The organism is Amycolatopsis sp. NPDC004169, from assembly GCF_040610315.1.
Lineage (GTDB): Bacteria > Actinomycetota > Actinomycetes > Mycobacteriales > Pseudonocardiaceae > Amycolatopsis.
The window spans coordinates 142,982-161,462 of the sequence record NZ_JBEXMD010000021.1 but is presented as its reverse complement, the minus strand read 5'-3'; the positions used below and the strand labels follow the sequence as shown (position 1 = coordinate 161,462).

General features: G+C 72.1%; 14 protein-coding genes. 9 read left to right on the top strand and 5 right to left on the bottom strand.

The window, feature by feature from the left end:
• Positions 1–195: 195 nt before the first annotated feature.
• Positions 196–723, bottom strand: a complete 528-nt coding sequence (locus ABZX11_RS27005; RefSeq protein WP_354917847.1) for a GNAT family N-acetyltransferase — start codon at positions 721–723, stop codon at positions 196–198.
• A gap of 57 nt (positions 724–780) precedes the next feature.
• Entirely contained in the window at positions 781–2,052 is a 1,272-nt protein-coding gene (locus ABZX11_RS27000) for an ABC transporter substrate-binding protein (protein WP_176177540.1), read from the bottom strand.
• A gap of 191 nt (positions 2,053–2,243) precedes the next feature.
• Here ABZX11_RS27000 and ABZX11_RS26995 point away from each other — a divergent pair, with 191 nt between their 5' ends.
• A complete protein-coding gene (locus tag ABZX11_RS26995; protein ID WP_354917844.1) occupies positions 2,244–3,194 on the top strand; it encodes a LacI family DNA-binding transcriptional regulator in 951 nt (316 codons plus the stop codon).
• A gap of 214 nt (positions 3,195–3,408) precedes the next feature.
• Here ABZX11_RS26995 and ABZX11_RS26990 read toward each other — a convergent pair whose 3' ends face one another.
• Entirely contained in the window at positions 3,409–4,536 is a 1,128-nt protein-coding gene (locus ABZX11_RS26990) for a lytic polysaccharide monooxygenase (protein WP_254897400.1), read from the bottom strand.
• Between the two features lie 166 nt (positions 4,537–4,702).
• Here ABZX11_RS26990 and ABZX11_RS26985 point away from each other — a divergent pair, with 166 nt between their 5' ends.
• Positions 4,703–5,896 carry an AGE family epimerase/isomerase gene (locus ABZX11_RS26985; protein ID WP_354917841.1) on the top strand — a complete coding sequence of 398 codons (1,194 nt, stop codon included), beginning with the start codon at positions 4,703–4,705 and terminating at the stop codon, positions 5,894–5,896.
• A 37-nt stretch (positions 5,897–5,933) separates the two neighbouring features.
• Entirely contained in the window at positions 5,934–6,929 is a 996-nt protein-coding gene (locus ABZX11_RS26980; protein WP_354917838.1) for an aldo/keto reductase, read from the top strand.
• Positions 6,930–7,107: 178 nt separating this feature from the next.
• Here ABZX11_RS26980 and ABZX11_RS26975 read toward each other — a convergent pair whose 3' ends face one another.
• The gene (locus ABZX11_RS26975; RefSeq protein ID WP_354917835.1) at positions 7,108–8,292 is read right to left on the bottom strand and encodes a cellulose-binding domain-containing protein; all 1,185 of its coding nucleotides are present in this window, start codon (positions 8,290–8,292) and stop codon (positions 7,108–7,110) included.
• 532 nt (positions 8,293–8,824) lie between these two features.
• Between ABZX11_RS26975 and ABZX11_RS26970 the strand changes: the two genes are divergently transcribed.
• The 5 genes from ABZX11_RS26970 to ABZX11_RS26950 are packed head-to-tail and all read left to right on the top strand — an operon-like array spanning position 8,825 to position 13,683.
• Positions 8,825–10,273: a hypothetical protein gene (locus ABZX11_RS26970; protein ID WP_354917832.1), complete on the top strand. Its 1,449-nt coding sequence runs from the start codon at positions 8,825–8,827 to the stop codon at positions 10,271–10,273.
• Between the two features lie 29 nt (positions 10,274–10,302).
• Positions 10,303–11,109: an AfsA-related hotdog domain-containing protein gene (locus ABZX11_RS26965; RefSeq protein WP_354917829.1), complete on the top strand. Its 807-nt coding sequence runs from the start codon at positions 10,303–10,305 to the stop codon at positions 11,107–11,109.
• Between the two features lie 30 nt (positions 11,110–11,139).
• On the top strand, positions 11,140–11,955 hold the full coding sequence (locus tag ABZX11_RS26960) for a carboxymuconolactone decarboxylase family protein (RefSeq protein WP_176177545.1): 816 nt from the start codon (positions 11,140–11,142) through the stop codon (positions 11,953–11,955).
• A complete protein-coding gene (locus ABZX11_RS26955) occupies positions 11,952–12,656 on the top strand; it encodes an HAD family hydrolase (RefSeq protein ID WP_176177546.1) in 705 nt (234 codons plus the stop codon). The genes ABZX11_RS26960 and ABZX11_RS26955 overlap by 4 nt, the downstream gene beginning before the upstream one ends.
• A 25-nt stretch (positions 12,657–12,681) precedes the next feature.
• Complete coding sequence (locus tag ABZX11_RS26950) at positions 12,682–13,683, top strand: NAD(P)-dependent alcohol dehydrogenase (RefSeq protein WP_176177547.1); 1,002 nt, start codon at positions 12,682–12,684, stop codon at positions 13,681–13,683.
• A 323-nt stretch (positions 13,684–14,006) separates the two neighbouring features.
• Here ABZX11_RS26950 and ABZX11_RS26945 read toward each other — a convergent pair whose 3' ends face one another.
• A complete protein-coding gene (locus tag ABZX11_RS26945; RefSeq protein ID WP_354917824.1) occupies positions 14,007–16,763 on the bottom strand; it encodes a cellulose binding domain-containing protein in 2,757 nt (918 codons plus the stop codon).
• 262 nt (positions 16,764–17,025) lie between these two features.
• Here ABZX11_RS26945 and ABZX11_RS26940 point away from each other — a divergent pair, with 262 nt between their 5' ends.
• Complete coding sequence (locus ABZX11_RS26940) at positions 17,026–18,429, top strand: sugar porter family MFS transporter (protein WP_176177549.1); 1,404 nt, start codon at positions 17,026–17,028, stop codon at positions 18,427–18,429.
• The last annotated feature ends 52 nt before the right edge of the window (positions 18,430–18,481 follow it).

Here is an 18,481-nt window from a genome sequence, read left to right as displayed (position 1 = left end):
AGAACGTCATGAACCGTATCCGGCCGCTGGTCGTCAGCGCGCTGGCGCTCGTCGCCGTCGCTTCCTTGTCCGCCTGTGGCGAGATGGCCGACCGCGCCGCCTGACCGGCGCGGGGCGGGACGACGGGACCCGGCCCGGTGCGTCTTCACGGAGAAGACCCCGGGCCGGGTCCCGCACGTGGCCCCGCCTGCGGCCTCAGCCGAGGTCCTTGCGGAAACTCAGCCGGTCCAGGCCCGGCCCGTCGTAGTCGGGCTGGACCGGCCGGCCTTCGAACTCCTTCGGCCCTGGTTCGGTGACGAACCCCATCCGGGTGTGGAACGCGTGCGAACCCTTGTTCTCCGGCGAAGTGATCGCCCGCACCACCGAGCGACCGTGCTCGGCGCTGTAGGCGAAGAAGCGCTCGTACAGCGCCGCGCCCAGGCCACGGCCGCGTTCGGCGGGCTCGACGCCGACGAAGTGGATGTAGCTCTCGGCCGGCCGCGACGGCGAGAGGAACCCGATCAGGAACGCGACGACCCGGTCGTCCGCCGTCACCAGGAAGCTGCCGTGGGTGAAGTGCTGGAACATCAGCTTCGGCAGCAGCAGCGCCCGCTGCCGAGAGCCCGCCTCGCCGCCGAGGCCGCCCCACCACTCGTCGAGGACGGCCAGCACCGCGAGGTGGTCCTCCGGGTCGGGGTGCCGGATCGTGTGGTGCTGCCAGGGCGGGGGCAGGGGAGTGAGCATGCTGTCCACCCTGTCCACCCTGCCCGCTCCGCCCGCCCGCGGCGAACGGGTTCGCGGTCAGGGGACGAGCTGGTGCACCCCGACCAGCACCTGCTGCCAGACGGCGGCCGGGTCGGCGCCCTGCTCGACCGCCCTGAGCCCCGGCGCGATCACCGTCTCCTGGATCTTGCCGTCGCCGGGCCCCTTGTACTGCGGTTTCCCGACCTTGCGGGCCTGCGCGACGAACACCTGGCCGCTCAGCGCGCCCCCGAAGTAGCCGTTCATCTCGCTGAGCAGGTCCGGCGAGTCGAGGGCCTCGACCTGGCTGGGGAAGTTCCCGCTGACCCGGAACGCGTGCAGCTGCTGCTCGGGCGCGGTCAGCCAGGCGGCGAGCGCGGCCGCCTCCTTCTGGTGCGGGCTCGAGGCGGGCACGGTGAGGAAGGAACCGCCCCAGTTGCCGCCGCCGTCCGGGAAGGTGTCGGTGAGCGCCCACTTGCCCGCGTTGCCGACCCCGGCCTGCTGTTCGATGACGCCGAGCATCCACGAAGGACAGACCTTCGTCGCGAACGCGCCGGTGCGCAGGCCGTTGTTGCCGTCGTCCTCGAAGGCGGTGAGCCCGGCCGACTGCCCCTGCTTCACCGCGGTCGTGACCTGGTTCCAGGCGTCCCGCAGCGCGGTGTTCGTCTCCAGCGTGGGGTGGTTGTCGCGGTCGAGGTAGCCGACCGGCAGCTGGTTGACCTTGGCGTTGAAGACCTGCGCGGCGGAGTCGAACCACGGCTTGCCGTGCGAGCGCTTGACGTACTTCTCGCCGGCCTTGAAGTAGCTGTCCCAGCTGGCGAACATCGTCTTCACCGAGCCGGGGTCGGTCGGCAGCCCGGCGCCTTCGAGCAGGTCCTTGCGGTAGCACATGGCCAGTGGGCCGATGTCCGTGCCGTAGCCGACGAGCTTGCCGTCCTTGCTGCGGCCCGCCTCGTACTTCCACTCCAGCCACCGGCCGGGTTTCACGTCCGCCGGCCCGATCTCGCCCAGGTCGGCGAACTCGTCGGCGTGGGCGAGCACGTCGGCGAGGTGGCCTTCCTCGACGGCCTGGACGTCGGCCAGCGGCTCGTTCTTCTGCAGCTTGGCCAGCAGGTCCTGGTGGTACGGCCCGCCCGCCTCGGTCTTGACCTGGCGGATGGTGAGCCCGGGGTGGGTGAACTCGTAGCCCGGGAGCAGGTCGTCGTAGCCGAACTGCCCGAAGGTGGCCACCGTGAGGGTGATCCGCTCCGGCGTGCCGGGGCCGCACCCCCCGATCAGGAAGAGCAGGACGACGGTGGCGGCGAACGCCGCCGGTCTCCGGAACTGCCTCATGCTCGCGCACTCCCCATCCACGGCACGCGCCCGGCCCTCGTTGGCTGGGAGCGCTCCCGGGGCGAGTCTCGTTTCCCGGTGCGGCGGGTGTCAAGGTGCGCGACGGCGGGTGTCCGCGCGGACACGGACCGGCGCCCTGACCAGTGGTGCCCGGGCTTCCGGTGCGCGTACTCGTGCGAAGGGAGGACGCGGTGAAGCGTCCCACGATCACCGACATCGCCAGGGAGGCCGGCGTCTCCAAAGGTGCGGTGTCCTACGCCCTCAACGGCAGGCCCGGCGTCTCCGAGGCGACCCGGCGGCGGATCACCGAGATCGCCCGCGAGCTCGGGTGGGCGCCGAGCAGCACCGCGCGGGCGCTGTCCGGCGGCCGGTCCGGGGCGCTCGGGCTGGTGCTCGACCGGTCACTGGAGGCGTTCGTCCCGGCCCTGCTCGACGGGTTCGAGGGCGAGTTGCTGCTGCAGGTCGCGCCGGGCCGCGAGGCCGCGCTGGCCATCTACCGCCGCTGGCGGGCCGAGCGCCGGGTCGACGGCGTGCTGCTCACCGATCCGGGCTGCGCGGCCGAACTGGTGCGGATCGGCCTGCCCGCGGTGGTGCTCGGCGGCCCGGGCGGGGTGCCGGGCGTGCCGTCGGTGCTGGTGGACGACGTCACCGGCGCGGCCGAAGCGCTGGCCTACCTCGCGGCATTGGGGCACCGGCACGTGGTCCGCGTCGCCGGCGTGGCCGTGTTCGCCGACCCGGCGGCCCGCCGGAGGGCGTTCACCACCGCGGCGACCGGCCTGCCGAACCCGGGCACGGTCCACCCGGAGCCCTCGGCCGACGCGGTCCGCAGGCTGCTGGCGGCGCGCCCCCGCCCGACGGCGCTGCTGTGCGACACCGACGACCTCGCGGTGGCGGCCCTGGCGGCCGCGCGCGAACTCGGCTTGTCGGTGCCGAAGGACGTGTCGGTGGTGTCGTGGGACGACACCCCGCTGTGCCGCCTGGTCCGCCCGGCGCTGACGGCGATCCGCCGTCCCCTGGCCGAACTGGGCGCACTGGCGGCTTCGGTGCTGCAGGACGTGCTGGCGGGGGAGCGGACCGGGGACGTGTACACGTCCCGGCCGAAACTGATCACGCGCGGCAGCACGGGTCCGGCGACCACGTGAGTGCCGGGCGGGGTCGGCCGCCCGCTGCCGCGGGGCGGGCTCCGGCTGGGGCTGGTCGTGCGGGGGAGTACGGCTGCGGCGAGCACGCGAGGGTCACGGCCGGGCGGGGGTTGACCGCCCCGCTGTCGCGGGGCCTGCCCCGGGCCGCGGCAAGAGGGCCGCTTCGGGGAACCACCCCCGAAGCGGCCCTCCCGGACCGTCCGATCAGGACCCTTCAGCGGCCCTGGCACGTCGGCGACGGTGCCGCGCTGCCTCCCGTCGTGTTCACGACCAGGCCGAAGCTGGTCGTCCCGTCGGCCGCCACGCGGCCGTTCCAGTCGGCGTTGCGGACCGTGACCGCCGAGCCGGACTGGCTCAGCGTGCCGTTCCACACGCTGGCGACCGTCTGGCCGGCGGGCAGCGTCCAGCCGACCTGCCAGCTCGTGTACGCCGTCGTGCTGTGGTTCATCACCGTCACCGTCGCCTGGTAGCCGCCGCTCCAGGTGTTGGTGATCTCCCACATCGCCATGCACGAACCCGACGGCATCGTCGTCGTGGTCGTGGGGGTCGTCGGCGTGGTGGGCGTGGTCGGCGTCGTGGGCGTCGTGGGCGTGGTGGGTGTCGTCGGGGTCGTCGGCGTGGTCGTCGTGCCGGTGCCCGGGTCCTTCACGCCGGTGACCTCGCCGTGCCCGCCGTCGAAGGTGACGTCCGAACAGCCGTAGAAGGTTTCCGAGCTGTCCGAGCGCTTCCACACCGAGTAGATGATGTGCCTGCCCGACTTGTTCGACGGCAGCGCGCCGCTCCACTTGTACTGGCCGTCCACCGTGCCCACCTGGCCGGTCACCGGCGGGTGGTCGATCGTCAGGAACGGCTGGTCCTCCAGCGAGTCCCAGGTGAGCGGCTGGTTCGGGTTCCAGCCGTCCTTGGTCACGTACGTGTAGAACCAGCCCGGGTGGGCGGCCCACGCGTTGTACGAGAAGTCGAACTGGGCGCCGGCGGTGAGGTGGGTCAGCGGCCAGTTGCCGACCCCGTCGAAGCCCGCGTAGTTCGGGTTCCCGCCCGAGCACAGCTTGCCGTCGGGGATGAACCCCCGCGTGCGCCCGGCGCCGTCCGAGCGCAGCACGCCGAACCAGTTGTACAGCGAGTTGGCGCCGCTGACGGCGACCGCGGCCGCGCAGGCCGGGTTCTGCGGCTTGATCTCGCCGGTCGAGCTGAGGCCGTCCTGCCAGCACAGGAAGGTCCGGCTGCCCGGTTTCATCATGGCACCGTGCGCCTCGGCCGTGCCGGTGTTCAGCAGGATGGCGGTCAGGCTCGCCAGCAGCACGGTGACGGCGGCGAGGATGGTACTTCGTCTCCTGGTCACGTCAGTCCCTTCATTGGGTTGCGTGCGTCGAAGACTGGGAGCGCTTCCAAGGTCAGGATACGCGGCGGCGGTCACTTCCGGAACAGCCCGCGATGGCCGGGGCGGGTGCCTTGCCCTACGTTGGCGGGGGCTCCTCGACCGGGCGGGCCGTGGCGAAAGGCAGAGAGTGGACAGTCCGTCTTCGGTTCCCGCCTGGGTGCGCGCCGAACCCGCCCGGCTGCTCGGGTTCGCCCGCGGCGCGGTGCACCCCGGTGGCGGATTCGCCTGGCTCGACGACGCCGGGCGGCCGGTGCTCGACCGGCCCGTCGAAACCTGGATCACCTGCCGGATGACGCACGTCTTCGCGCTGGCCTCGCTCGGCGGCGCGGACACCCACGAGCTGGTCGCCCACGGCGTCGCGGCGCTCACCGGCCCGCTGCGGGACCACGAGCACGGCGGCTGGTACGCCTCCACGGCGCTCGCCGAAAAGCGCGCCTACGAGCACGCGTTCGTCGTGCTGGCGGCCGCGAGCGCGGCCGCGGCCGGTGCCGAAGGGGCGCGGCCCCTGCTGGAGGAGGCGCTGGAAACCGTCGAACGCCGGTTCTGGGAACCCGAGGCCGGGCTCGTCGCCGACGTCTGGGACCGCGGCTGGACGCGGCTGGAGGACTACCGCGGCGCGAACGCCAACATGCACACGGTGGAGGCGTTCCTGGCCGCCGCCGACGTCACCGGCGACCCGGTGTGGGCGGCGCGTGCGCTGTCCATTGTGGAGCGGCTGGTGCACGGCGAAGCCCGCGCGCACGGCTGGCTGCTCCCGGAGCACTACGACCCGGGCTGGCACGTCCGGCTGGAGTTCAACCGCGCCGAGCCCGCCCACCCGTTCCGCCCGTACGGCGCGACCGTCGGGCACCTCTTCGAATGGGCGCGGCTGGCCGTCCACCTCGGACGCGCGCTCGGGGCCGCGGCGCCGCCGTGGCTGGTGCCCGACGCGGCCGCGCTGTTCGACGCGGGCGTCCGGACCGGCTGGGCCGTCGACGGGCGGCCGGGCTTCGTCTACACGACCGACTTCGCCGGGACGCCGGTGGTGCGCACCCGGCTGCACTGGGTGGTCACCGAGGCGATGGCCGCGGCGTGGACGCTGCACCAGGCGACCGGCGACCCGGCGTACCTCGCCCGCTTCGAGGAGTGGTGCGCGCACGCCGAAACCTGCTTCGTCGACCGCGAACTCGGTTCGTGGCACCACGAACTCGACCCGGAAAACCGGCCCGCCGCGACCGTGTGGGCCGGCAAACCGGACGTCTACCACGCCTACCAGGCGACGCTGCTGCCCGGCCTGGCGCCCGCGGCGTCGTTCGCCGGCGCGCTCCTCGCGCGCGGCTAGACTGCGTTCGCCGTCCCCTTTCCCGACTAGGAGAACCATGTCGCCTTTCGTCGCGGCCGAAGACCGGTACGCGGACATGCCCTACCGGCGGGCCGGGCGCAGCGGGCTGAAGCTGCCCGCGGTGTCGCTCGGCCTGTGGCACAACTTCGGGGACGACAAGCCCCTCGACGTCCAGCGGGCCGTGCTGCGCCGGGCGTTCGACCTCGGCGTGACGCACTTCGACCTGGCCAACAACTACGGCCCGCCGCCGGGCTCGGCCGAAGCCAACTTCGGGCGGCACTTCGCCGCCGACTTCCGCCCGTACCGCGACGAGATCCTGGTGTCGTCCAAGGCGGGCTACCTGATGTGGGACGGCCCGTACGGCGAATGGGGCTCCCGCAAGAACCTGCTGGCGAGCCTCGACCAGAGCCTGGCGCGCACCGGGCTGGACCACTTCGACATCTTCTACTCGCACCGCCCGGACCCGGAAACGCCGATCGAAGAGACGATGGGCGCGCTCGACACGGCGGTGCGCTCGGGCAAGGCGCGGTACGCGGGCATCTCGAACTACTCGGCCGAGCAGACGGAGGCGGCGCTCGCCGCGCTGAAGGAGCTGGGCACGCCGCTGCTGATCCACCAGCCGCGGTATTCGATGCTGGACCGCTGGGTCGAGGACGGCCTGCTGGACACCCTCGACACGCACGGAGTCGGCTCGATCGCGTACTCGCCGCTGAGCCAGGGCCTGCTGACCGACCGCTACCTGGACGGCGTACCGGCCGACTCCCGCGCGGCGGGCGCCAGCCCGTTCCTGACCAGCGACCGCCTGACCGAGGACACGCTGGCGACGGTCCGCGCGCTGAACGACGTCGCCAAGCGGCGCGGGCAGACGCTGGCCCAGCTGGCCATCGCCTGGGTACTGCGCGGCGGCCGGGTCACGTCGGCGCTGATCGGGGCGAGCAGTGTCGCGCAGCTGGAGAACACGGTCGCGGCCACGGCGAACCTGGAGTTCGCCGACGAGGAGCTGGCGGAGATCGAGCGGATCCTCGGCCGGTAGCCGATCCGCGTGCGGCCGGGTTCCGCCCGGCGGGCTGCTCGCCGGTGAGCGGCGCGGCGGCTCGATGAGCAGAGCCGGTCGGCAGCCAACGCGCGGGCCCACCGGCGCGTGGCCGAGGACCCCGGCCGGGCTGCTGAGCGGGCGCGCGCCGGCCACGCAGCCCGGTGCGCAGGGCCGGTCAGCAGCCGATCCGCGAGCTGCCCACTGCCACGTCGTCGAACCACAGCGTGTCCGCGTCGCCGGCGTAGCTCTCCCAGCCCAGGCGGAGGTCGGCCAGTGCCGGGTGCCAGGACTTGGCCAGCCACTGCTGGTCGATGTCCTGGGTCGGGACGCCGTCCACCACCAGGCCGGGCACCTCGGCCGAGTCGAGCCAAGTGCGCAGCCTGCCCGCGCTGCCGTCGACCTCGAACTCGAAGCACGACCACGTGCCGGTCGCCAGCGGGACGCTCTGGGCCACCCCGGCCGGGCTCTGCGCGGGCAGCGTGGCGTCGTCGGACTCGCGGTTCCACTGCAGCGCCCGGTTCTGGCCGCCGGCCCGCAGGTCGCGGCCGCCGTCCGCGGTGTCCCGCAGCGCCATGAACGCCACGTGCCCGGTCGGCAGCGGCGTGGTGTGCCGGACCCAGAACCGCCCGAACAGCGGGCCGGAGCCGAAGCCGGAGAGGCTGGTGCCCAGGAACGCGTGGTTGCAGTAGCCGCCCTGGCCGGTGACCTTGACCGACCGGCCGCCGGAGTGCGCGACCGAGGTGTCGACGGCGACCGTGCCGGTGCCCTGGCAGTTGGCCGCGCCGACGGTCCAGCGGCCGCCAGGGGTGCTGCCGGTCTGCTGCTCGAAGTCGTCGCAGATCGCCGCACCCGTGCAGCCCGCGGGCGGCGGCCCCGACGTCGTCGTGGTGGGCGTGGTCGGAGTGGTCGTCGGCGTGGTGGAAGTGGTGGTCGTCGGCGTGGTCGAGGTCGGGGGAGCGGGGTCGCCGCACGAAACGCCGTTGAGCGCGAAGTCCGTCGGCGTGGCGTTCGTCCCGCTGTAGGTGCCCTGGAGGCCGAACGACACCGTGCCGCCGGCGGGCACCGCGCCGTTGTAGGACAGGTTCTGCGCGGTGACGGCGGTCCCGGTCTGCCGGACGGTGGCGTTCCAGGCGGACGTGACGGTCTGGGTGCCGCCGTAGTGCCAGGTGAGCGCCCAGGAGGAGACCGCGGTGGCGCCGTTGGTCACCGTGATGTCGGCGGTGTAGCCGCTCTGCCACTGGTTGACGCGGTAGGCGACCGAGCACGCGGGCGCGGCGGCGGCCGGCCCGGCCAGGACGATCGCGGTGGTGCCCGCCGCGGCGAGGCAGAGCGCGGCGAGGGCGCCGGCGAACCTGTTCATGGATGGGCTCCTCCTCCGGACGCGGACAGGGGCGCCGTGGCCTGCACCACGACGCCCCTGGTTGGTGGCCGCGTTCTGGCGAGGCGACCTGGCATGGGAGCGCTTCCAGCCGCCGGAAAGGTAACCCCGGCGTGTCGTGGTTGTAAAGTCCGACCCGGACGCCGGCCGATCCGGTGGTCCGTTTTCCGCAGCCGGGACGCCCGGCGGCGGCACTGAACGCTCCTGAACGGCCGAAGCCGTTGGGAGGCCGGACATCTCGCGGTAGCGCTGCGCCACCGCTGCGCGCGGCCGGACGCCTCCGTTGGGGTGGATTCCGGAAATCCGCGACAAGATCACACGAGGGGTCCCCGGAAGCCGATATTGGGAGCGCTCTCAGCCGCTCGCCGAGGCCGGTAGCCCGGAAATCCTCGTTGCGGCCTCAACCTCTCGCCAACCGCGGGGGTTCCCGCCCCGTGACGACCTGGGCCCCCTGGGTGACGCTGCGGTAGGGTCGTGAGCGTGCTCCCGTACTCCGGAAATCGTTGGATGAACGATGAGTCGACAGGCCAAGCCAGGCAGTAAGCCCTACCGCGCGCAGCTGCGGGAGCGGCTGACCGCACTGGGCTTCCCCGAGGAGGCGATCCCGGCCCAGGTGGCCAAGAACCTGGTCGTCGAGTGCGGGATCCCGCCGCGCACCGCGTGGCGGCTGGCTTCGGAGCTCTCCCTCGACGTCGCGGCGCACCAGTACAACGCCGTCACCGGAGACCCCCGCGCGGGCATGCGCGGCACGCGGATCTGGGAGTACGAGCAGTGGCCCGAACGCGGCGTGCGGCCCACCGTCGCGGCGCTGCGGGTGCTGGCCCAGGTCTACGGCACCAGCTGGAAGTGCCTGCTCGGGCTGCGTGACCTGGAACAGCTGCCTGCCAAGGACCTCGCCGAGTACCACGCCGACACCGCCCCGGTCGCGCCGGCCGGGCCCCCGCCGTCGCCGGCCCGCACCCTCGTCCGCGTGGACGCCCGCGGGGACGAGGAGATCGGCGGCGACGCCCTCGACGACGCGATCCTGCTCACGAAGACCAACGTGGACGACGTCCAGCTCGACGACCTGTGGGCGGACCTCGACTTCCTGGGCGGCGCCTACACCCGCACCGCGCCCGACTCGATCCTCGCCCAGCTCGCCGTGATCGAGGAGCGGACCACGGCCCTGCTCAAGGGCAGGCAGCGGCCGAAGCAGACCCAGGACCTCCTGCTCATCGGGGCGAAGTCGAGCGCGATGATGGCCTGGATCGCCGGCGACCTCGGCCGCTACCGGCTCTCCCGCGAACTCAACTCCGCCGCCTGGCTCTACACCCAGTACGCCGACGACTTCCTGGCCCGGCGCTGGGTGCGCACGTCCCAGGCCAGGGTGGCGTTCTGGGCCGGGCACGGCGTCGAGTCCGCGAAGCTCGCCGCGGACGGGCTCAACTACCAGGCGGGCGGGCGCCTCACCGACGCCCCGCTCATCCTCGCCGAAGCCCGCGGCTGGTCGTCGGTGCAGGCCGAGGGCCAGGTGCTGGACGCGATCGCGCGCTGGACGGCCATCGAAGACCCGGACCTCGGGGCCGGCGGCGAGGACAGCTTCTTCAACATCACGAAGGACCGGCGCCACTACATGGCGGGCAACTCGCTGCTTTCGGTCGGGCAGGCCGCCGCCGCGCTGCGCGAGTTCACCACCGCCCGCGAGGCCTTCGAGGGGCTGTCGCTGGAAAACCGCTGGGAAGCCATGGATCCGATGATCCGGATCGACACCGGCCGCGCCCACCTGCGGCTCGACGACCTCGAAGGCGCCGCCGCGCAGGTCGAACCGCTGCTGGACGCCGGGGTCGGCAAGCAGCCGGACATGGTGCGTGCCATGCTCAAGCTGATGGCCACGGAACTGTCCGGGCCGCGCTGGCGCTCGGCCACGACGGCCCGCAACCTCGCCGAAGCACTCCTGGACGCCCACGCCTCGGCGCGGCCGTGACGCCAGATCGGATCCGGACGGAGGCGCCCGTGGTGGCACCGCACGATGTCTCCTGCCCGCGAACCCCGTGCGAGGAGGCCGGGCCGGGTGACGGCGGCACCCGGCGGGACGTCGTCGTGGTCGCCGACCGCTTCGCGCAGTTCGCCCGCGACGACCGGGTGTTCACCCTGTCGGACCTGCTGGCCCTGCTCGACTCCGGCGGGCTCGCCGCGCCGGGCGGGCCCTGGGTCGTCCACTACGGCCAGGGCATCGACGTCACCGACGGCGACCTGCTCGAAGCCGCCTGCGAGAAGACCGAAGGTGTCGTGCGGCTGGCGGATCCGGACGCCTTCCGGCTGCCGCCCGAACCGCCCGGCGTCGTCCACAAGAGCCGTCCGGAGAACGTCCTGCTCGCCGCGGTGCACAGCCCCACGCCCACGCACTGCCGGGCCGAGCTGCGGATCCACCGCGACAACGAGCTCGTCCTCGACCACCACACCGGCGAACACGTGCAGGGCATCGTGATCATCGAGGCGATGCGCCAGATCTGCATCGCGCAGTTCGAGACCGCGATCCGCCCCGGCCTCGCCCCGGCCGCGTACGCCGGGGTGTGGAAGCGGATCGATCTGTCCTTCCAGGACTTCCTGTTCCCGCTGCCGGCCACCGTCGAGTCGCTGATCGTCGAATCCGGACTCGAGCGGGAGACCAACCTCAAGTTCCGCGCCACGACGTCGGTGCGCCAGCAGGGCCGCACCGTCGCCACCGCCGGCATCGAGTACTCGATGATCGCGCAGGGGCGCATCGACACCCTCGAACGCCGCAAGGCCGACCAGGCCACCGCGGGCTACCTCGGCTGAAGTCCACACCGGAAGGGAAACCACCTCACGATGTCCGACCTGCAGCAGCAGGACCGCGCCGCGTCCTTCGCACAGGGCCTGAAACTCATCCAGCAGCTCGGCGGGGCCGACCGGCCCGCCGTGCTGGACCTGTTCGAGAGCATCGGGGAGGCCGAGTTCGGCGAGCAGTGCGTCGGCTTCATCTACGGCGACGTCTACCACCGGCCCGGCCTGCCGCTGCCGGAGCGCCAGCTGGCCACCGTCGCCGCGCTCACCGCACTGGGCTACGCGGGGTCGCAGCTGCAGTTCCACGCCAAGGCCGCGCTCAACGTCGGCTGCACCCGCCGCCAGCTGGTCGAGGCGGTGATCCACGTCAGCTCGTTCGCCGGGTTCCCGGCCACGCTCAACGCGCTGACGGCGCTCAAGGCGGCCTTCGACGGCCTGCCCGCCGAGGAACCCGCACCGTCCGAAGAGGCCGGTGAACTGCCGTGGGCGGGCATCGAAGACCGCTACGAGCGCGGTTTGGCCGCGATGAAGGCCGTCGACGGCGAAGCAGGGGAGAAGGTCGCCGAAGGCCTGCGGGACATCGCGCCCGACCTGGCGACCTACATCGTCGAGTTCACCTTCGGCGAGATCTACTCCCGGCCGCACCTGAGCCTGCGCCACCGCGAGATCGTCACGATCGCCGCGTGCGTCGCGCTGGGCACCGCGCTGCCGCAGCTGAAGGTGCACATCCACGGCCTGCTCAACGTCGGCGGCACCGAGCGCGAAGTCGTGGAAACCGTGCTGCACCTGGCCTTCTACTGCGGCTTCCCGGCCGCGCTCAACGCCATCGCGGCCGCGCGGGAAGTGTTCGCGCAGCGGTGAGCGCGTTCCGGAAGCTGCGCGTGGTCGCGCTCGACTGCGACGGCGTGCTCATCGACGACACCTACCTGGCGATGATCGCCCGGTTCGTCACCGCCCACGGCGGGGTGTACGACGCCGCGGCGGAGCGGGACGTGATCGGGCTGCGCGACATCGTCGTGGCCGAGAAGATCACCCGGCTCTGCGGGCTGGACCAGCCGGCCGAGGAGACGCTGAAGCAGCTGTGGGCCGCGCGGCAGGAGTACCTGGCCGAGCACCCGATCCGGGTGGCCGCAGGGGTCCGGGACTGCCTGGAGGCGCTGGCGAAGCTGCCGGTGCGGCTGGTCTGCTACGGCGGCCGGACGCGGGAGCACACCTTCGACCACCACCTCGGCGACCTGGTGGACCTCTTCGACGCCGAAGTGCCGTACGTGAGCATCAACGAGCACCGGCCGGGTGTGGCGCACATCGCGCGGACCGTGTTCGGCGTCGCCTTCGACGAGATCGTGTTCGTCGACGACGTCAGCCGGGTCGCCGAGGACGCTCGCGCGCACGGTGCCGGGTTCGTCGGCTTCCCGTCGAGCCCCGCCCACGCGCGGCAACGGGAGTTCATGGCGGCGGCCGGGGTCCGGCACTTCGCCGCGTCGCCCGGCGAACTGACCCCGGAACTGCTGGCGATCGTCGACGGGGAGCTCGCGACTTCGACACACTGGCCTCGTCGATGAGTCTTCCCGACCCCTTGGAGCCGCTGTGAAGTTCTTCTCCCTGCCGCGTCCCGGCGCCGGGCTCGTCCTGGGCGAGCGCGACGTACCCGAACCCGGTCCGGGGCAGGTCCTGGTCCGGATGCGCGGGTGGGCGGTCAACGCCCGTGACCTGATGATCCTCAAGGGCTTCTACCCGAAGCCGGTGAAGCCGGACGTGATCCCGCTGTCCGACGGCGCCGGCGAGGTGGTCGCGGTGGGACCCGGCGTGCCGGAGTGGGCCGCGGGGGACCGGGTGGCGGCGACCTACTTCCCGGACTGGCTGTCCGGTCCTGGCACGCCGGAGAAGACCGCGGACGACCTGGGCGGCACGCTCGACGGCGTGCTCGCCGAGTACGCCGTTTTCCCGGCTGACGGCCTGGTCGCGGTGCCGGGGCACCTCGACTACGCCGAAGCCGCCACGCTGCCCAGCGCGGGTGTGACGGCGTGGCGGGCGGTCGTCGAGGAGGGCCGGCTGGTCCCGGGCCAGACGGTGCTCACCCTCGGCAGCGGCGGCCTGTCCACGTTCGCGCTGCAGTTCGCCGCGCTCGGCGGCGCCCACGTCGTCTCGACCTCCAGCTCCGACGAGAAGCTCGAGCGGCTGCGCGCGCTCGGCGCCGCCGAGACGCTCAACCACGCGACCACCCCGGAGTGGGGCCCGGCGGTGGCCGCCCGGACCGGCGGCGGCGTCGACCACGTCGTCGACGTGGGCGGCGGCGGCACGATCGGCCAGTCGATGCTCGCCGCGCGCTACGGCGGCCACGTGAGCGTCACCGGCGTCCTGACCCACGAGGGCGGCGCCGACCCGATCCTGGTGCTGGTCAAGCAGCTGACCCTGCGCGGGCTCACCAACGCCTCCCGCGAGACGTTCCAGTCGATGAACCGGGCGATCGAGCGGACCGGCCTGAAGCCGGTGATCGACCGCCGGTTCGCCTTCGACGAGGTGGCCGAGGCGCTCAAGCACCTGGAGTCGGGCACCCACGTGGGGAAGGTCGTGCTGGAGAGCGCCTGAGCCGCCGCTGCCCGCCGGGTAAGTTTTGCCGTCCCGGGTGGGTATTTTCGGTACCTCCGGAGGGTGTTTCCGCAGCTCAGCGGGGTGGTGGCCGGGCGAAAAAGTCCCCTTTGGGCAGGAATGGCGGTCGCCATCGGCAACGGGGAGAGTGGAGTGCACCGGGGACGTCGCCCGAGCAGGCTGCGGCTGCTCGGGCGGTTGCCCCCGGACTGGGGGCGCGGGGAGGGGGTTTCAACCGCCTGGGGGTGGGTTGAAACCCCCTTCGCCCGCGCGTTGGACGCGTCCGGGGTGCCACCACCTGCCCGGTGGCACCCCGGGTCGCATCACGAGGTCGTGCAGGGCCGCCCGTTGAGCGAGATCGCCGCCGGCCGGGAGTTCACCATCCCCGAACTCCCGGTGAAGCCGAACTCGGCGCTCCCGCCGGCGGGAATGGTCTTGTTCCAGCCCGCGTCCAGGGCGGTCACCGCCGCGCTGGTCTGGGTGACCTGCGCGTTCCACGCCTGCGTCACCTTCTGGCCGTCGGCGAACGTCCACGTCACCGTCCACCCGGTCACCGCCGCCGTGCCCGTGTTGCCCACCTTCACCGACGCCTGGAAGCCGCCCTGCCACTGGTTGGTGACCGTGTAGGCCGCCGTGCACGAGCCCGACGGCACCGATGTCGTGGTCGTCGTCGGAGTCGTGGTGGTCGGTGTCGTGGTGGTGGTCGGAGTCGTGGTGGTCGTGGTCGGCGGTGGCTGGGTGCCCCCGGACTCGCCCACGATCACGCCGCGGCCGTTCGTGCCCACGTAGACCCGGCCGTACACCCGCGGGTCCCCGGTCAGCGCCGCCCCGATGTTGCCGTACTGGTGCTGGTCGTCGTTGATCCGCGTCCACGAACCGCCCGCGTCGTCCGACCGGAAGATCCCGCGCACCCCGCTGATCTTCGCGATCGTGTATAACGTCGCATACGTCCGGCCCGGAGCGGCCTTGCCGAACCCGATGTTGTCGGCTTCGGCGACGTTCGCCAGTTTCGTGAAGGACGCGCCGGAGTCGGTCGAGTGCCACAGACCGTACGCCGAGCCGGTGCCACCGGCCAGCCAGACGTCCCCGGCCACGCCCGGCATCGCTTTGAAGTGCGCGGAGCCGGACGGCAGCCCGGTCGCCGCGGTCGCGGTGAACTGCGCCCCGCCGTCGGTGCTGACGTAGAACCGGCCCGCCGCGAACCCGTAGAACCGCTTCGGGTCGACCCGGTCGGACTCGACCACCGCGCCCGCCGGGATGCCGGCGGACGTCGTCCACGACGAGCCGAAGCCGGCCGAGTAGCTGACGTTCGCGCCGTCCGGGCTCCAGACGAACCGGCTGCCGTCGGCGGCCGCGGCCACCGTGCCGCCACTGGCGTTGCCGCCCGGCTCGGCGCCCTGGAACCAGTTCTTGCCGCCGTCGGTGGAGAAGGCGATCCGGTTGTCGTTCGGCCGCGCGGACCGGTCGAGCGTGCCGGTGCGCACGATCGTCGACGGCGAAAGCTCGGCGTAGTCGAGGCTCGTGGTCGTGGTGAACACCGGCTGCGTGTACATCGTGGCCGGGACGGTGTCGAGGCTGTCGTGCCGGAACCCGCCGATGTCACCGAGTCCGGACAGCAGCGGCGCGCCCGACGGCGGGCTGATCAGGTCGAGCACCGCGGTCTCCTCGAGACCGCCGACGACCGGCTTGATCGTGATCTTCCCGCCGCTGTCCCACTTCGTCAGGTCGGACGTGCCGTAGATCGTCGCGCCGGTGCCGTAGAGCAGGTGGTCGGAGTCGAACGGGTCGATCTCCACCGACTCGGTCATCCAGCCGAGCTTCGGCGAAGGCACCGGGGGAGCGGGCTGCGCGCCGAAGGTCAGCCACGGCACCGCGGAGATGTCCTGGGTGTACCGCAGCGACCGGTCCGGGTAGCTCGAGAAGTCCCAGATGCGGGTCCAGGTGGCGCCGCCGTCGGTGCTGCGGAAGAAGATGACGTCCGGCCACCACGACACCTGCGTGGCGACCACCAGCGTGGTGGGGTGCTGCCGGTCGATCGTCAGCCCGCTGTAGCCGAAGTAGTCGTCGGCGCTGTCGGAGGGGATCGGGCTGATCCGCGTCCAGGTCCCGGTCTTCGTGGCGTACTTCCAGACGTCGCCCTTCGCGCCGTCGTACGGGCCGCCGGTGTCACTGGTCGCCAGGTAGAGGTAGCCGCCGGCGCTGTCGAGAACGCCCTTGTGCGCCAGGTAGCCGGTGGGCTGGCCGGGCAGCCGCGCCCACGTCGTGCCGCCGTCGGTGCTGCGGTAGACGGTGTTCTGCTTGTCCGCGACGCCGACGTAGATCGTCTGCGTGGTGCTGCCGCGGGTGCCGGTCGACGGGTCGAACGTCACCCAGGTGACGCCCTCGTTGTCGCTGGAGTACCCCGTCGTGTCGTTCGGGTCGGGGACGTAGGTGCCGGGGTTGGGGAAGGCGGTCACCTTCGCCCAGGTGACGCCGGAGTCCGTGCTGCGCCAGAGCCCGTTGCCGCTGGGGGCGCCGAGGTAGAGCACGCTGTTGCGGTTCGGGTCGATCGCGAGCCGTTCCCCCATGCCGCGCCCGGGCATGTTGCCGCCGAGCTTGAACGGCAGGGCCGCCGCCTGCCAGGTGGCGCCGCGGTCGGCCGAGCGCAGGACCGCGCCGTTGTTCGGGTCCCAGCTGTTGGTGTACATCCCGGCGGCGACGTAGACGCGGTTCGGGTCGAGCGCGTCGGTGGCCAGGCTGACGACACCGTTGTGGCCCCAGTCGGTCCAGCCGACGGAATCCAGCAGCGGGAGCCAGCGCCCGGTGGCGGTGTTCCACCGGTACGCCCCGCCGATGTCGGTGCGGGCGTAGACCAGCCCGGGTTCGCTCTGGTTGAAGACGATCCCCGGGACGAACCCGCCGCCGGCGATTTCCGCGTTGCGCCACGTCGTGGTGGCCGCGGCCGGAGCTGCCGGGGAGGCGGGCGCGCCGAGGGTGACCGCGACGGCGGCGGGCAGGAGAACGGCGAGCGCGGAGACGAAGAGCCGTCTCGCTGATCGGGACGCGGACGGGGAATGAGTTTTCGGCACGACGGTGTGCACAGTGGCCTCCACCTTCTGGGAGCGCTTCCAGAGCGACGGTAAACCAGCGTTCCGAGCGTTGTAAAGCGTTCGACGATTTCGGTGAGCGGGACAGTCCACAGTGGATTCCGAGCCGGCTGCCGCCGGGTTTGTCGGAATCACATACGTGAACGTCGATCAGGTTTCTGAATTGTTATCGCGGACCTTCTTGCCCGCCATTTTCCGGCGTGTGAGTGTGGTGGCCCCTGGCTGGACTGGACCTACGAAAGAGGCGACCCGGCACATGACCGATCAGTCAAGGACGCAGACGGCGCCGGTGCGGCACATCAACCGCACCACGTTGTACTTCTTCGGCGCGCTCGGCGGCATCCTCTTCGGTTACGACCTCGGCGTGATCTCCGGGGTGCTCCCGTTCATCGGGAAACTGTGGGCGTTGACGAGCTGGGACAAGGGCGTGATCACCGCGAGCCTGTCGGTCGGGGCGATCGGCGGCGCGCTGTTCTCCAGCCGCACCAACGAAGCGCTCGGCCGGCGCCGCACGATCATGGTCGCCGCGGGCATCGTGATCGTCGGTACGCTGGCGGCGAGCGTCTCGCCGACGTTCCTGCTGCTGGTGCTCTCGCGGCTGGTCATCGGGCTGGGGATCGGCCTTTCCTCGTCGACCGTGCCGACCTACCTGTCCGAACTGGCCCCGGCGAAGTGGCGCGGCGCGATGGGCGCGCTCAACCAGATCTTCATCGTGCTGGGCATCCTGATCGCGTTCCTGGTCAGCTACTGGCTCGGCCCGATTTCGGCGTGGCGCTGGATGTTCGCCGGCGCGATCGTGCCCGCGGTGGTCCTGCTCGCCGGGCTGGTCTTCCTGCCGGAGACGCCGCGCTGGCTGGTCAAGAACGGCCGCGAGGAGGAGGCCCGGCGGGTGCTGGCCAGCGCGCACGGGAGCACAGTGGACCTCGACGAGGAACTCGCGACGATCCACGAGGTCATCCGGCTCGACACCGAGGAGAAGCCGCGGATCCGCGACCTGTTCTCCGGGTTCGTGCGGCCGATGCTCGTGGTGGCGCTGCTGCTCGCGATCGGCCAGCAGTTCAGCGGGGTCAACGCGATCAACGCCTACTTCCCGACGATGCTCATCGGCCTCGGCTTCGCCACGCAGGCGGCGTTGCTCTCCGGCGTCCTGCTGGGCGTGACGAAGTTCCTGTTCACCGCGTGGGTCGTGTTCGTGGTGGACCGCTGGGGCCGCAAGCCGCTGCTGCTCATCGGCAACGTCATCATGGTGCTCACCCTGGTGGCGGCCGGCCTGGTGGTGCTGAACGTCCACGACACCGGCACGCGCGGCCTGCTGATGCTGGTGATGATGGTGCTCTACCTGGTCGGCTACGAGCTCGGCTGGGGCGCGGTCGTCTGGGTGATGATGTCCGAGGTGTTCCCGCTGAAGTACCGGGCGGCGGGCATGGGCGTCAGCAGCGTGGTCCTGTGGGCGGCGACGGGCATCGTGAGCGCGGTGTTCCCGATCATCTCCGACCCGAAGTCGCTCGGCATCGGCGGCTCGATGTTCCTGTTCGCCGGGATCAACGTGGTGCTGTTCGTGCTCACCAAGTGGCTGGTGCCGGAGACGAAGGGCCGCACGCTGGAGCAGATCGAGCTCGACCTGCGGGCGCGCCAAGGCGTCGCGGCCGTCAAGAGCTGACCCCGGGGGGTCGATCGCCGGCGGGGCACGGAGGCGTCCGTGTCCCGCCGGT

Excerpts from the sequence above, each read along its gene's own strand:
- ABZX11_RS27005 (WP_354917847.1), bottom strand. The coding sequence starts at position 723 with ATGCTCACTCCCCTGCCCCCGCCCTGGCAGCACCACACGATCCGGCAC.
- ABZX11_RS27000 (WP_176177540.1), bottom strand. The coding sequence starts at position 2,052 with ATGAGGCAGTTCCGGAGACCGGCGGCGTTCGCCGCCACCGTCGTCCTG.
- ABZX11_RS26980 (WP_354917838.1), top strand. The coding sequence starts at position 5,934 with ATGTCGCCTTTCGTCGCGGCCGAAGACCGGTACGCGGACATGCCCTAC.
- ABZX11_RS26975 (WP_354917835.1), bottom strand. The coding sequence starts at position 8,292 with ATGAACAGGTTCGCCGGCGCCCTCGCCGCGCTCTGCCTCGCCGCGGCG.
- ABZX11_RS26970 (WP_354917832.1), top strand. The coding sequence starts at position 8,825 with ATGAGTCGACAGGCCAAGCCAGGCAGTAAGCCCTACCGCGCGCAGCTG.
- ABZX11_RS26960 (WP_176177545.1), top strand. The coding sequence starts at position 11,140 with ATGTCCGACCTGCAGCAGCAGGACCGCGCCGCGTCCTTCGCACAGGGC.
- ABZX11_RS26940 (WP_176177549.1), top strand. The coding sequence starts at position 17,026 with ATGACCGATCAGTCAAGGACGCAGACGGCGCCGGTGCGGCACATCAAC.